The sequence below is a fragment of the Thiorhodovibrio litoralis genome (assembly GCF_033954455.1).
Taxonomy (GTDB): domain Bacteria; phylum Pseudomonadota; class Gammaproteobacteria; order Chromatiales; family Chromatiaceae; genus Thiorhodovibrio; species Thiorhodovibrio litoralis.
Window position 1 is genome coordinate 3,620,599 of sequence record NZ_CP121473.1, and the last position, 14,101, is coordinate 3,634,699.

Sequence of the window (14,101 nt, forward strand, 5' to 3'; positions counted from 1 at the left end):
AGCCTCGCGCTGAAGCCTACAGCAGCTTCACAATCTGCTGCTTCGACAGCCCAAGCGCCTGGACGCCCAGCTCCAGCGCCTGCTCGGCGAAAAGATCGGCATCCGCCCAACGCTCGCTGCTGTCGACCACCTCCGAGAGCGCCTCGCTAACCACCCGCAGTTCGCACAGCCGCGGGTTGGCCGGGTCTGCCGACGACTCGCAGCAGACATAAAATCGCGGCTCGCGCTGACCATCGGCAACGAAAGCCAGAATGTAGCGATAGCGGCGCGCATCCGGGCTTTGGACCTCCGTCAGCAAGGTCGCGGAAAAATCACCAATCTGATAGCGCCCCTTGGGGATCGCGGTGGTAATGGTTGGTCGATCCTGCATCTGTCCCTCCTGAATCGAAAGCCGGTTGAGCCTGATTCACAATCGGCATTCGCAATCTGCATTCACAATCGTTGCTCACACGGGCTAGCCCAGCGCCGAATCAGCGCGTGCGCACATAGCGCATCACGGGCAAGATCAGATAACTCGCCAGCGCGGTGAATAGCGCCATTGCGACCACGACTCGTCCCGGCCAGAGCGCCTCCGGATAGCCGCGCCCGACCAAGGCCAGGGCCACCGCCATGATCGCCGCCAATGTGACCAGTGCAAGATGGATACTGCTCTCTGTCATGCCCCAGGACAAGCGCCGGGCCAGAGCCGCCCCCAGCCAGGCTGCCAGCAGACCGCCCGCCAAGCCTGCCGCCACATCCACTGGCCAATGCACGCCCAAGGCCACCCGGCTCAGGCCCGCAAGCAGCGCGAGCAGCAGGAACAACAGCCGCCACTCACCCCTGCGAGCGTAATAGATCAGCACGCCAAAAAAAACGGCAGCCGTCACACTATGCCCGGACGGGAAGCTGTGATGCCGGTGGCCAGGCCCGATCAGATTGAAGCTCCCTGCCTCCAGCACCCCCGGTGGGCGGAGCGCATCCACCAGCGGCTTAAGCCCGCTCGCATAGGCCGCACCGACCAGGGCCGCGCACATCAACGCCCAGAACACCCGTGGATGACGACGCGAGAAAAATAGCGCCAGCGTAAAGGCCAGATGCTCATCGCCCAAGAGGGTCAGGTTCTGCCACAGCCAGGACGGATAATCTCGCGTCCAGGTATTCACCGCGAGAAAACCGGTGTGATAGCCAGCGGAGAGAAACATCCCCATTGCCAGCAAGCCGAGCAACAGCGAGGCCAGCAGCAGCTCCCGGGCCGCAGCGGGATTGGACGGCGAATCGCGCTCCAGCCCGCGCGTCAGCGCGGCCTGGAGATCTCTGCGCAAAAAACCGAGCAGTCCTTCAGTCATGATCAGGCAAGTCTTTCACCCAAGTCTTTCACCATGGCATCAGCCATGATCAGGCACCACAGCTGGCGTTGATGGACGTCCGCCAACCCGCAACAAGGCAACAGCGCCACGTTGGTAAAGGGTCTCGAGCTGCTCTGGTGGATAAAGCTCATGCAGGCGCGCGAGTTTGTCGATGCGCAAAAACACCAGTTCGCCTGGCTCGGGCTCACGCTCCGGCGTGATGGCCTGCCGGTAGACGCTGAAGCTCGGCATGCTGGTACGATACACCACTGTGGGCGCATCAAGCTGGCGCGCAAGCAACGCGGCTTCCTTGACCGGCGCCTGCATCACATCGAACACGCGCGGCACCAGGAGCCCGAAGACCACCAGGGTTTGAATCACACCTGCCAGCATCAGGCGCTGCCAGACCGCGACCCGCTGAGCCAGAAACAGGCTGACCAGCAGGACGAGAGCTGACAGCACGCCCAGCAGATAATAGCCATCAAGCACCTGCCCGCCCAGCTCAAAAAGCGCGATTTCATGCTCCTTCTCGGTTTGCTCGGCCAGCGGCCCCAGCGCCAACGGCAGTGCCAGCAAGAGCAGCAGGAACAGCAGCGGTGGTAACAGCGCCAGCCAGCGGTTAGTCAGGCGCTCGCGATAGCGCGCCAGCAAAATAAACAGCGGCGTCAACCCATAAACCAGGTAATGCGGCAGCTTGGTGCTGGAGAACGAAAACACCACCAGCACGGTGAAAAACCACAGCAGCAGGAAACGATCGAGCGGATCGGCCCAGATGCGCCGCGCTGCCGGAATCACAGCCAGCAGCCAACCACTGAAGGGCAGCATGATCAGCGGCAGCATGGCCAGATAGTAGCCTGGAAAGCCCTCATGACCATGGATCACCCCGCCAAAGCGCCCAAGGTTATGTTTTAAGAAAAAGCTCTGAAAAAATCCCAGGCCGTTGTCGAGATAAATCGCCAGATACCAGGGCGCCGCCACGGCCAAAAACACCAGCCAGCCGCGCGGCTCGAACACCGCGCCCAGCCAGAGTTTGATCTCGCGCCAGCCCATGGTGAGCGCATAGAGCAGGCTGACCAACAGCGGAAAGAACACCGCCACCGGACCCTTGGTGAGAAACCCAATCCCCAGCCACAGATAAACCCGCCAAAGCAGTCCACGCGCCCGCGGAGAATCCTCAGCGCGCGCGAGCCGATAGCGATAGGTATCGAAAAAGGCGAGCGCGATGAAAAGATTGAGCACCGCATCAGCCACCGCCGCCTTGCCGATCAGGCCAATCTCCAGCGATAGCGCCATCACCAGCGCGGCCACAGTGGCCGTCGCCCGATCGAGTCGCTGGCGCACGAACACCCAGAGCGCGAACAACCAGAGGCTCGCGGCGATGGCCGAGGGCAAACGCAGCGCGAATTCATTCAGGCCGAGCAACGCCACCGAGCCGGCCTGCAGCCAGTAGATCAGCACCGGCTTGTCGTAACGCGGCTCGCCATCCTTATAGGGAGTGATGAAATTCCCGCTCGCCAGCATCTCGCGGGTCGCCTCGGTAAAGGCGCCCTCGTCGAGATCGTAGAGCGGCGGCCCGCCAAGCTGCCAGAAAAACGCAAGCCACAGGATCAGTGGCAGGACCCAGGGCGAGACCAGCAAGCCCTCGGGCAGACGCAGTCGCAATGCCAAGGCTGATCCGCTCATATCAGCATCAATCCGGGCGCTAGCAATCCGCTCAGCATCCATCTGACCGCTATCAAACGCACCGACTCCCATTTGGCCAGCATCAATCCAAACACCGTCATTTGGGCCGCCATCAATCCGCCCTCTTCCAGCCAGGCCGAGCATGGGAATCGTCCGGCAGGACGCCATAGTGCGTGCGCCTGGAGGAGGCAAAAAAGGTCCGCACCAGCATCTCCGCCAGCACACCGGTGGTCAGCAACTGCACCGAGGCGACGAGCAGCAGGATGGCGACAAACAACAGCGGACGCTGACCGATGTCCTCGCCGAAAGAAAACTTGACCACCAGCAGATGCGCCATCAACAACGAGCCCAGCGCGCCAAAGGAAAGCCCGATGGAACCAAAAAAATGCCCCGGCCGCCCACCAAAGCGCAGAAAGAAAAACGCCACCAGAAGATCGAGCAGCACCCGGAAAGTGCGCGAAATGCCATACTTCGACTCGCCAAACTGCCGCGCCTGATGCCCAACCGCGGTTTCACCAATGCGCGCAGGCGATGTCACGGACGCGACCCACACCGGAATGAACCGATGCATCTCCCCATACAGCCGCACATCTTTGATCACCTCCGCGCGATAGACCTTGAGCGAGCAGCCATAGTCGTGCAGTCGCACGCCGGTCACTTTCCCGATCAGCCGATTGGCGATGCGCGAGGGAATTTTGCGAATAAGCAGCGCATCCTGCCGGTGCTGGCGCCAGCCTTGCAGCAGATCAAGATCACGTTCGACCAGTTCATCAAGCAAGCGCGGAATTTCGGCCGGATCGTTCTGAAGATCGCCGTCCAGCGTCGCAATAAAGGTCCCACGCGCGGCATCGAAGCCCGCCTGCATCGCCGCCGTCTGACCAAAATTGCGCCGCAAGCGAATCACGCGGACATGCTCCCCATAATGCGCTCTACCCTCTTCAAGCCGCGCTGGCGTCGCGTCCCGACTGCCGTCATCGACCAGAATCAGTTCCCAGGGGTTGGGATAGCTGGCCAGCCCCTCGTGCACACGCTCAAGCAACGGTGCCACATTCTCGGCTTCCTGATACAGCGGGATGACAACAGACAGCGAGCGATGAGACGTTGGACTGCCGGTTGGCAATTGTGCAACGGGTAACTGGGCGGCCGCTGACTGGCTGCCTACAGATTGGGCAACTGCGGACTGGGCGGTTGGGGATTGGGATGGCATCATTCGAGCCTGTGCGAAAACATCGGGTCCGGCACAAAGCCGAGGCGCGGATTATAGCGCAAGTGCCGGGAGCAACTGTCGACGGGGCCAAGATTCACAGGCCCGGCCCGGGAACGGAATGCATAAGCGCGATTTCCCTTGCGACGAACACCCCGACCTAGCGACAATGACGGGTTTTCCGATGTGCCGGCTAGATTGATGATTGATCGTCATCTTGTCAGGCAGGCAGAACAAACTGAGGACGGCTCCAGGGGAGAAGCTCCATGACAGGCGCGATGAAAAGAGACATTCTGCTAGGCGTGGTCGCGGCGACCGCTGGGCTGCTATCCGGCTCCTTGATTCAACCCGCCATTGTCGGCACTCTGCCGGCGATTGGCTGGAGCACCATTGTCACCATGTTTGTAATCGCCGCGCTGGCATTACCCGGCACACTGGTATTGTTATCGATGGGTGAGCGTTATGAGGCCATGGCGCTCAGCTGGACAGTGTTTTTCCTGATCGGCGTGTTTTTCCTCAGCGCCGGCGCCGGGGCCTTGGCCTTGGCGGCGAGCCCGCCGTGGGCGATTCCGTCCTCCTACCTGCTGCTCGCCTGGGGAGCTGGCGCGCTCTCGAGTCTGACGCTGCTAAAGCTCTGGCTGGCTCGCCTCGGTGCGAAAAAGGCCGCGCGAGCGGCCGCGTCATCTGATGAAGCGGACTGAGGGGCTTTTCCACCACCCGCGCGCATTCAAGCAAACCCGAACGGATTCGGTCCCGCCGTCCCAAGACGCTTGCCGCGGACCCTGTGCCGATTTTATGGACCCTAACTCATCATGCTGCGTCGCATTCTGATTGTTTTCATCGTGGTCGCTGTCATCGTCGGCGGCTTGGGCTTTTTGAAATATCGCCAGATTCAGGGCGAGATTGCCATGTTCTCCAAGCCGCAGCCGCCGGCGACGGTCGAGGCCGCGCGGGTTGAGACAGCGTCCTGGCAGCCGGAGCTGCGCGCGGTCGGCTCGTTGCAGGCTGTGCAGGGTGTGATGGTGGCCAACCAGGTGCCCGGGCAAGTGGAACAGATTCTGTTTGAATCCGGCGACATGGTCGAACAAGGCCAGGCGTTGGTGCAGCTCGACACCGAGGTGGACGAGGCCGATCTGGCCGGTTTGGAAGCCGCACGCGACCTGGCCAAGACGCAGCTTGAGCGCAACCGCCGTCTGCTGAAGGATCGCGCCGTGTCTCAGGGCGATTTCGACGAGGCCAGCGCCAGCTTGCAGCAGACCGAGGCTGAGGTCGCATCAAAGCGCGCGGTCATCGAGAAAAAAACCATCCGCGCGCCCTTTGCCGGGCAGCTCGGCATTCGCCAGGTCAATCTTGGGCAATATCTGGCCGCCGGATCGAGCATCGCAGCCTTGGAAGCGCTTGATCCGGTCTATGTCGACTATGCTCTGCCGGAGCGCGAACTGGCCAAAATCGCGACGGGTCAGCCGGTGGAAATCCAGGTTGCCGCTTATCCGCAGCAGCGCTTCAGCGGCACCATTCAGGCCATCAGCCCCGCGGTCGATCAGGCCACGCGCAACGTGCGGGTGCGCGGGTTGCTGAAAAATTCCGAGCATCTGCTGCGACCCGGCATGTTCGCCAAGGTCACCACCCTGCTGCCGCAGCAGGATAAGGTGCTGACACTGCCGCGCTCGGCCATTACCTTTAATACCTATGGCGATTCGGTTTTTCTGATCACCGATGGCGAGGGCGAGCAGGCGGGGCAGAAAGTCGTGCAACGGCGCCAGGTGCAAACCGGCGCGGTGCGCAGCGAGCGGGTGTCGGTGGTGTCCGGCCTCAAGGATGGCGATGTGGTCGTCGCCGCCGGTCAGGTCAAACTGCGCAATGGCGTCGCTGTCAGCATTGCCGCAGGCGGTGACAACAGCGAACAAGAGCCAGCTGAACCAAACACCGATGAGGCAGCGGCTCAGACCAGTAAGCAGGCGAGCGACAAGAATGCCGAGCAGCCCGCACCGGCAGCCAACAACGGCGCCAAGGACTAGAGGCGCAGCACCGTGAAATTCACCGACATATTCGTCTACCGCCCGGTGCTGGCCAGCGTCGTGAGCCTGCTGATTCTGGTGCTTGGGTTGCGTGCCATCGTCGAGATGGAAGTGCGCCAGTTCCCCAAGACGCAGAACACCGTGGTCACTGTGACCACCGCTTACCCGGGTGCCAGCGCGGAGTTGGTCAAGGGCTTTATCACCACACCGCTGCAACAGGCCATTGCCCAGGCCGAGGGGATCGATTTCCTCTCTGCCACCAGCAGCCAGGGCGTGTCGGTGATTGAGGCCAACATGGAGCTCAACTACCCGGCCAATGATGCCGTCTCGGAGATCCAGGCCAAGGTCGCGAGCCAGCTGAATGTGCTGCCGGATTCGGCGCAGAATCCGGTGATTGACTCCACCACCGGCAGCACCACGGCACTGATGTATCTGGCGCTCTACAGCCGCGAGATGTCGCTGTCGCAGATTACCGACTACCTCATCCGGGTGGTACAGCCACAGCTGCAGGCACTTGAGGGCGTCGCTCAGGCGGAAATCATCGGCAACCAGACCTTTGCCATGCGCGTGTGGCTCGACCCGGATCGCATGGCCGCGCTCGGCATTTCCGGTCAGCAGGTTGAGGCCGCGCTGCGCCGCAACAATTACCTGGCCGGCATCGGCCAGCTGCGCGGCGAGATGGTGCAGATCGACCTCAGCACCACCACGGATCTCAGCGATGTCGAGGACTTCCGCAAGCTGGTCATCCGCCAGGATGGCGGCACCCTGGTGCGGCTCAACGACATCGCCCGCGTGGAACTCGGCCCCGCCGACGACAACTCACGCACGCTCTACAAGGGCATCCCGGCCATTTTTATTGGCATTGAGCAGTCGCCGGGCGCCAACCCGCTGACGGTCGCGAATCGAGTGCATGAGCTCATGCCCAGCCTGGAGGCCCAGTTCCCGGAAGGGCTCGAGGCGCACATCCCCTACGACGCGAGCGAGTTCATCGAGGAGTCTATCAAGGAGGTCTTCACCACCCTGGCCGAGGCGGTGCTGATCGTGCTCTTCGTGATCTTCATGTCGCTGGGCTCGATCCGCGCGGCGCTGATCCCGTCGGTGGTGGTGCCGCTTGCCATCATCGGCGGCGCCTTTCTGATGCTGCTGATGGGCTTCTCCATCAATCTGCTGACGCTGCTCGCCATGGTACTCGCCATCGGCTTGGTGGTGGATGACGCTATCGTGGTGGTGGAGAACGTCCATCGCCATCTGGAGATGGGCAAGGACGGCATCACCGCCGCGGTGGATGCCGCGCGCGAGCTTGGCCTGCCAATTCTCGCCATGACCACCACCCTGGTCGCGGTCTATGCACCGATTGGCTTCATGGGCGGGCTGGTCGGCTCGCTCTTCACCGAGTTTGCCTTCACTCTGGCCGGCGCGGTGCTGATCTCCGGCGTCGTGGCGCTCACCCTGTCGCCGATGATCGCCGGGCGGGTGCTGCATTCAAGCAAGGATTCCTCGCGCTTCGAGCATCTGGTCGAGCGGTTCTTTACGTCTCTGGCGAACATCTACGGTCGCGCACTGGCGAATTGGCTCAAATATCCGACGGTCACCATACTGGTCGCCATTGTCGTGGTCGGCGCCATTTACGCCATGTACGGCATGACCAAGAAAGAGCTGGCCCCGACCGAGGACCAGAGCATTCTGTTTGTGATGGGCACCGCCCCCCAGACCGCCACCATCGACTATGACGTGGGCTATGTGCGCCAGATACAGGGCATCTTCGAGACCTTCCCGGAATACCAGGAAAGCTTCCTGCTCGCGGGCATGGGTGGCGACACCACCACCAGCTTCGGCGGTTTCAAGATGGCGCCTCCCTCGCAACGTGAGCGCTCGCAGATGGACGTCCAGCCCCAACTGCAGGGCGCGCTCGGGCAGATCGCCGGCCTGCAAACCGTGGCTTTCCCGCGCCCGAGTCTGCCAACGCCAGGCCGTGGCATTCCGATTGAGTTCGTGATCCTGTCCGACAGCGAGATCGAACAAATCAACAGCTTTGCCGATCAACTCCTCGGCGCGGCCATGGCCAGCGGCAAGTTCATGTTCTTGAAAAAAGAAGTGGAATACACCCGTCCGCGCACCGTGATTGAGATCGACCGTGACCTGGCCGGGGATCTCGGCATCGGCATGCAGGAGCTCGGCCGCAGCCTGTCGGTGATGCTCAATCAGGACTATGTGAACTGGTTCAGCCTGGAGGGACGCAGCTATAAGGTCATCCCGCAGGTGGAGCAAAACACCCGTGCCACCACCGAGTTGATCGAGAATTACCACATTCCCACTGCCAGCGGCAAACTTGTGCCCCTGTCCACGCTGGTGACCCTGAGCAATCAAGTGGTGCCGTCCAAGCGCACCCAGTTCCAGCAGTTGAACTCCATCGCATTGTCCGGAGTGATGATGCCCGGTGTTTCACTTGGCGAAGCGCTGAACTTCCTGGACGAGAAAGCCGCTGAGATCTTCCCGCGCAATCTGCGCTGGGACTACAAGGGTGAGTCGCGCCAATTCAAGACCGAGGGCGGCGCGCTGGAGGCGACCTTCTTCCTGTCGCTGCTGATCATCTACCTGGTGCTGGCCGCGCAGTTCGAGAGCTGGCGTGATCCTTTTGTTATCCTGATGTCGGTGCCTCTGTCCATCGCCGGAGCCATGGTGTTTCTGTTCCTGGGTTTTGCCAGCATTAACATCTACACCCAGGTGGGGCTTATCACCCTGATCGGCCTGATCGCCAAGAACGGCATTTTGATCGTGGAGTTCGCCAACCAACTGCGTGAAAACGAGGGCCTGGACAAGTCCGCCGCCGTTCAGCGCGCCTCGGCCATTCGCCTGCGTCCCATTCTGATGACCACGGTCGCCATGCTGGTGGCCATGATTCCGCTGCTCACCGCCAGCGGCCCGGGCGCGGTCAGCCGCTTCGACATTGGGCTGGTGATTGCCACAGGTCTTGGCATCGGCACCCTGTTCACGCTCTTTGTGGTGCCGGCGGTCTATGTGCTGGTCGCGGCACCGGATGCCCACCTACGCCATGCGCCCGGCGGGCCGGCACCGTCAGGCAAGGGGGCGATCAGTCCCGCCACCTAGCCGTTGCTCGCCGAGCTCTTGCTCTCAGGGACATGGCATGCTTGGGTAACATCGGAAACTGATTGGATTCCGGCCTGTAAATTCGAACTTTCGCCATGAGTGCCTTTCGCGATTTCATTCTGCAGGCAGAGACCTTGGAGTTCTGGTTGCTTGCCGGCGGCGCAATGGCCGTTGCGCTCGCGGCCTTCGTCTACGGGCTGCGCAGCTTCTGGAAGATGCGCATCATTCTCGACACACCGACGGCAAAAATTCGCTCAGCCGCTCAGGGTTATGTCGAGCTATTCGGCTTCGCCCGCGTGCGCCGTGAGCCGCTCATCGCGCCGCTGACCCAAATCCCCTGCGTCTGGTACCGCTTCACAGTGGAGGAAGAACGCGGCAGCAGCCGCAACCAGAAATGGCAAACCGTCGACCGAGGCGAAAGCGAGCTGCCATTCCTGCTTGATGATAGCACCGGCGAGTGCTTGGTCGACCCGACCGGCGCCGCACTCAAATTGCGCAACAAACAAGTCTGGCGCACCCGCAAGCCGGCCGGCCATTACGGCTCGCGCACCTCCCCAACCCAATCGATTAGTTCATTCTTCGGCTTTGAGCACAATTACCGTCTGACCGAGGAGCGCATCCACGCCGACGAGCCGGTCTATCTGCTCGGCCACTTCGAGACGCCCAGACGCGGCGAGCAGGAACGCCGCCGCCTAGCCAACCAGTTGCTGCGCCAATGGAAGCGCGACCCGGAGCGGATGCAGCAGTTCGATCACAACCAGGACGGCGAAATCGACCTGCAGGAATGGCAGGCAGCACAGGCGCAAGCTGACAGGCTCGCCGAACAGGCCGAGGAACGTCTGGCCGCCAAACCGCCGCTGCCGCGCTTGGGCAACACCAACACCATGAGTCAGCCGTTCATCATCTCAACCCTGGGCGAGGACGCGCTGGCTTCTGGCCTGCGCTGGCAGACCATCGGCGCCACCGCCGCGACCCTGATTCTCGGCGTGCTCTCAGGCGCCGCCATCGCCATCCGGCTCGGCTGAAGCAGCAACTCCCTCTGTATATTCCCTTATCTGATGCTTTTTCGATCCGTTGTAATCATTGTTTTCGCCACACTTCTCGGCCGCACCGAGTCAGCGTTTGCCGCCACGCCGCCGGCAGACTCTTCTGACGACGCTCGAGAATCAGTTTCCTTTCCACTTCCACCAAAGTACGCGAAAGAGCCCAATGGCTCAGTCAGGCTGCGCATCTGCTTTAACTGGTCATGTTCTAGCAGAGCGAATGTCACTTTTACGCCCGAGGACATGGCGCTTTTAACAGAGCGCATGACGGCTTGTTCGGGCCAAAGTCTTAACGATCGATTGCAGCGCCTGCGTATCGGAATCTGGCAAATGGAATTGCTGGCACAAAAATATCTGCCGATCTTGGCAAACGACCGTGCAATCAATGATTTTGAGGTAGGAGTCAAGGGGCGGATGGATTGCATCGACAACTCCACCAACACCACCAATTATTTGCATGTTCTCAAGGATATGGGAGCACTGACAGGTTGGATCGTCTCATCACCAAAGGTGCGCAACCGTTTCGATCTCAACGGGGTTCACTGGACAGCCGTCATCATGGACACCAAAACCGGACTCCTTTGGAGCCTGGACTCCTGGTACCGTCCGAACGGCCATCTGCCAATGGTCATGCCCTTAGAGAGTTGGATTCAGGGGAAGAAGGGCTGGGAACCGCCCTTCGAGCGCCTCAATGCAACCCCGCACTCAGTCGATGATCTATGTGACACGCCGTCCCCCTTAGAGCCTCTTCCGCCCACTGGGAAGAAAGTACTTGAACCCTAGTGCAAGCGGCGAAAATCTATGGTTAAGGTCGCCGCGAGATGTCAAGTCTTGCGCGTTGCTGCTTTCGCTTTTCCGAACTCGCTCGTTTCCGGCAATACATAAACAATCCCGCCGCTTCCCGAAAACTTTTCTTTCACTATATCCTTGAAGAAATCCCGTGGAACATTGATGCACCCAAAGGAAATGCGGTTATCACTCGATGTCAGGCTGGCTAAGCGTTCTGCCCGGCGATCCCGGGGTATGCCCTTGACGACCGCGTGCATGGAGAGGGCTTGGTCGTAGTCCAGCCAAAGTATGTCCGTACCCTTGTGATTCTGACCCATCGCTGAGACGAAACGACCGGCCGGTGTGATGCGATCCCCGGGCGGGATGCGTGACAAAGGCTTATCGCCGATGCCGGGAGGGGAGTAATCACCTTTCGCAAGTCCAAGCAGCACGGGCGCTGCCCCGTAAAATTCTCCATCCGCGCCGAACATGTAGAGTCTAGCGTTGACTTTATCGACAATAGCAAAGGGCATATTCAGATTGTCTTTGGAAGTAACAATCCAGTGCGCCATGTCCCTTGTCCGACGCGATGCGCTCTCTGACCCAAATTTGACCTTCCCGGACAGATGGGCGACGGCCATTTTCGGCTCCAAAACGACGGCGACATCCGCGTCTTCAGAGTAGCTGGCATTGAGCATTGGGTTCGTTGCACCAGCACCGTCTGACCTGGTCGCTTGAATCGGGACGCAGCCGACGCCCAACACCCCGAGCGCGAGACAAAGTGCCAGGCCAGCTACATTGAACCGCGAGGAAGCTGCAGGTCGGCCCTGCGCGCAGTCCGGGTTGGCTAGGTCGCCCCGGTTGTCTAGGCAGTCCGGATTGTCTAGAAGGTTCCGGCTCCCGCTGATGGCTGCGGTTTTGCTCGGCTCCAGGCAATGTTTGCCTCTTGTCAAATTACAGTTAGTCACCGGCTTGTTCATCGTGTACATGGCAGTCATGGATTTAGGTCAAACCAAGGGTAGGCATAATGCTAGCAAATTCAAATGTCTGTAACAAAGCATTTATCGACGCGAGAGCGCTTCCCCAAGCGCAGCATGCAGAAGCAAGGGTCAAAGCGAGGGACCGAGCGCGGTAACATATCGTGGAATATCGCCACGGTAGAGCGCAAGTGCAGGATAGAGGAAACTTTTTGGTCTTGACAGCAAACGCCAGAAAGTGGATATTTCCAAGGTGACCGCTAAACAAGTCTGTTTTGATGATGTTCGGCGTCGCAAATTACAATGGATGCCGTGCCATCGGCAGCGTTAATTTCTGAACCAACAAGCAGGCCACGAAAATGATGAACAAAACAAACCGATCTATTCTCGCCATCCTTGCTGTGATGATGGTGCTTGGGCTTTCAGCTTGCAGCACCACCAAGCACGAGCCAGCGCCAGCAGCCCCAGCGCCAATGGCCCCGAAACCAGACCGCGGTTAACCAGTTACGGTTCCTCCACCCCCTCCCTAACAGCTTCTCCCCTGCTATCTTCACGTCCGGGTTCTGTAGCTCCTCCGGATTCTATAGCCCGTCCGGATTCCATAGCTCAGGCGAGTTCGATAGCACCCCAAACCGCGCAATCCCATCCGTTTGCGCCGATTGGGCTAAGGATCGGGTGAGAGGAACCAACTATCCGGCCAGCCAGCGGAGGTCACCCGCCCTGGCTCGCTGGGTTGCACACGCGCATCACTTCGCTGAAGAACCCCTACCCGCTGGGCATCGGGCGCACTGCACTAGCATCCAGTGTTACCACGACACGTCCTTATTGTTACTGACGACTCTCCGCCGAATGAACCTTGGCGCGCACGGCGGACAGGCTGGCTGCCCGTCCCCTGACCAAGCTTCCAAGCCAGCGGCGGACTGAGCCCGAGTTTGCTTGGGTCCAGCTCCAGCTGGTACCTGTTCCATCGTGCCAGCGCATTGTCAGCTTCTCGGCCTGATGGTCTCGGTGATTGAGTATCCAGTCCATCATGGGCTGAAGTTTCCGGTCGAGTTGCTGCAGCGCCTCGGACCATGCCGTCAGATCGCGCCGTCGCAATGCATCGCCTAGATGCTGTTCAACTAACAGGACACGCCCGGCAGGGATACCAGCAAGCTGCTTGGTTAAATCACTGGTCTCCAGGCTAGCCGTTGGCAGGTCGCCGGCGTGAGCTAGGCCGAGTGCGAGCGGGTCTTCGGAAATCACCAGTCTTAGGTCCGGCGCCAGCTTGAGCGGTGCATGGGCCCCTGCCCCGGACAACCACAGCCCATTGATCGCCGCTCGGCCGGCCTCGGCGCGCGCATGATTGACGGCGGACTGATGCATCAGCATCTGCGCTTCGTTCATCAGCGCATTCCAGCGCTTGGCATCCGCACCGCTTGGCATGGCCTCCGCCAGGGTCGCCCCTATGACCGAGCGCAGCGACCGGGTGCGCAAATCGACCGGCTCGGGAGCGCGCAGATACCAGCGTTCCGGCACGGTTGCGTGCAGTCGGATGCCATCGGCGGAAAAATGCGCGTTCAGCTCAGCGACCAGCTCCCGCGCTTCTTCTGGGCTGATTGCGAGCATGCCGCCATCAAACAAGCGCAGCTGGTCCCGATCCGCACGCAGATGGACCGGATCTGCATGCAGCCAGAAGCCGCTGCGGTCCCAGGCGGGATCATCGACGCTTAGACAATACGCAGCGGTTGGCCAGTGCTCGGCAGAAGCCGCGTCCAGTCCGAACGAATCGGCCAAAGCCTCAGTGCCCGCGCGTTGCTGCGGATTGTCAGCACCGGAAGCAGCAACAGAGTTTGGCTGAGAAATTCTCCCCCGCGCGGCCGAAAAGAACCGATCAAACGCCGGTGTGGGGAGCTCAGCGGGCAATTCCACCCCCTTCAGCCCGAGCAACCCGGGGATGAACAGCTCGATCTCGAGCCCCTTTGACGTGGTCATT

11 protein-coding genes are annotated in these 14,101 nt (G+C 60.7%); 5 read left to right on the forward strand and 6 right to left on the reverse strand.

The annotated features are described in order from the left end of the window. Positions 1–16 precede the first annotated feature (16 nt). The 4 genes from Thiosp_RS16280 to Thiosp_RS16295 form a co-directional block, all read right to left on the reverse strand. Positions 17–370, reverse strand: a complete 354-nt coding sequence (locus Thiosp_RS16280; protein WP_201068137.1) for a hypothetical protein — start codon at positions 368–370, stop codon at positions 17–19. Between the two features lie 100 nt (positions 371–470). Next, positions 471–1,325 carry a phosphatase PAP2 family protein gene (locus Thiosp_RS16285; protein ID WP_201068138.1) on the reverse strand — a complete coding sequence of 285 codons (855 nt, stop codon included), beginning with the start codon at positions 1,323–1,325 and terminating at the stop codon, positions 471–473. 39 nt (positions 1,326–1,364) lie between these two features. Then, the gene (locus Thiosp_RS16290) at positions 1,365–3,008 is read right to left on the reverse strand and encodes an ArnT family glycosyltransferase (protein WP_201068139.1); all 1,644 of its coding nucleotides are present in this window, start codon (positions 3,006–3,008) and stop codon (positions 1,365–1,367) included. Positions 3,009–3,120: 112 nt separating this feature from the next. Next, entirely contained in the window at positions 3,121–4,218 is a 1,098-nt protein-coding gene (locus tag Thiosp_RS16295) for a glycosyltransferase family 2 protein (RefSeq protein ID WP_242518777.1), read from the reverse strand. A gap of 272 nt (positions 4,219–4,490) precedes the next feature. Between Thiosp_RS16295 and Thiosp_RS16300 the strand changes: the two genes are divergently transcribed. From Thiosp_RS16300 to Thiosp_RS16320, 5 genes are all read left to right on the forward strand, one after another. Further along, positions 4,491–4,913: a hypothetical protein gene (locus Thiosp_RS16300; protein ID WP_201068140.1), complete on the forward strand. Its 423-nt coding sequence runs from the start codon at positions 4,491–4,493 to the stop codon at positions 4,911–4,913. Between the two features lie 111 nt (positions 4,914–5,024). Further along, the gene (locus Thiosp_RS16305) at positions 5,025–6,230 is read left to right on the forward strand and encodes an efflux RND transporter periplasmic adaptor subunit (protein WP_201068141.1); all 1,206 of its coding nucleotides are present in this window, start codon (positions 5,025–5,027) and stop codon (positions 6,228–6,230) included. Positions 6,231–6,242: 12 nt separating this feature from the next. Continuing rightward, a complete protein-coding gene (locus Thiosp_RS16310) occupies positions 6,243–9,338 on the forward strand; it encodes an efflux RND transporter permease subunit (protein ID WP_323696540.1) in 3,096 nt (1,031 codons plus the stop codon). A gap of 95 nt (positions 9,339–9,433) precedes the next feature. Next, complete coding sequence (locus Thiosp_RS16315) at positions 9,434–10,363, forward strand: GIDE domain-containing protein (protein ID WP_201068142.1); 930 nt, start codon at positions 9,434–9,436, stop codon at positions 10,361–10,363. Between the two features lie 261 nt (positions 10,364–10,624). After that, on the forward strand, positions 10,625–11,164 hold the full coding sequence (locus Thiosp_RS16320; RefSeq protein WP_242518778.1) for a hypothetical protein: 540 nt from the start codon (positions 10,625–10,627) through the stop codon (positions 11,162–11,164). Positions 11,165–11,205: 41 nt separating this feature from the next. Here Thiosp_RS16320 and Thiosp_RS16325 read toward each other — a convergent pair whose 3' ends face one another. Continuing rightward, positions 11,206–11,847: a L,D-transpeptidase gene (locus Thiosp_RS16325; RefSeq protein WP_242518779.1), complete on the reverse strand. Its 642-nt coding sequence runs from the start codon at positions 11,845–11,847 to the stop codon at positions 11,206–11,208. Between the two features lie 1,107 nt (positions 11,848–12,954). Next, positions 12,955–14,100 carry a phosphoglycerate mutase gene (locus Thiosp_RS16330; RefSeq protein ID WP_201068144.1) on the reverse strand — a complete coding sequence of 382 codons (1,146 nt, stop codon included), beginning with the start codon at positions 14,098–14,100 and terminating at the stop codon, positions 12,955–12,957. Position 14,101 lies beyond the last annotated feature (1 nt).

Coding starts and splice junctions, on each gene's coding strand:
- Thiosp_RS16325 (WP_242518779.1), bottom strand. CDS start 11,847: ATGCTCAATGCCAGCTACTCTGAAGACGCGGATGTCGCCGTCGTTTTG.
- Thiosp_RS16290 (WP_201068139.1), bottom strand. CDS start 3,008: ATGAGCGGATCAGCCTTGGCATTGCGACTGCGTCTGCCCGAGGGCTTG.
- Thiosp_RS16285 (WP_201068138.1), bottom strand. CDS start 1,325: ATGACTGAAGGACTGCTCGGTTTTTTGCGCAGAGATCTCCAGGCCGCG.
- Thiosp_RS16295 (WP_242518777.1), bottom strand. CDS start 4,218: ATGATGCCATCCCAATCCCCAACCGCCCAGTCCGCAGTTGCCCAATCT.
- Thiosp_RS16280 (WP_201068137.1), bottom strand. CDS start 370: ATGCAGGATCGACCAACCATTACCACCGCGATCCCCAAGGGGCGCTAT.
- Thiosp_RS16315 (WP_201068142.1), top strand. CDS start 9,434: ATGAGTGCCTTTCGCGATTTCATTCTGCAGGCAGAGACCTTGGAGTTC.
- Thiosp_RS16320 (WP_242518778.1), top strand. CDS start 10,625: ATGGCGCTTTTAACAGAGCGCATGACGGCTTGTTCGGGCCAAAGTCTT.
- Thiosp_RS16300 (WP_201068140.1), top strand. CDS start 4,491: ATGAAAAGAGACATTCTGCTAGGCGTGGTCGCGGCGACCGCTGGGCTG.
- Thiosp_RS16330 (WP_201068144.1), bottom strand. CDS start 14,100: ATGACCACGTCAAAGGGGCTCGAGATCGAGCTGTTCATCCCCGGGTTG.
- Thiosp_RS16305 (WP_201068141.1), top strand. CDS start 5,025: ATGCTGCGTCGCATTCTGATTGTTTTCATCGTGGTCGCTGTCATCGTC.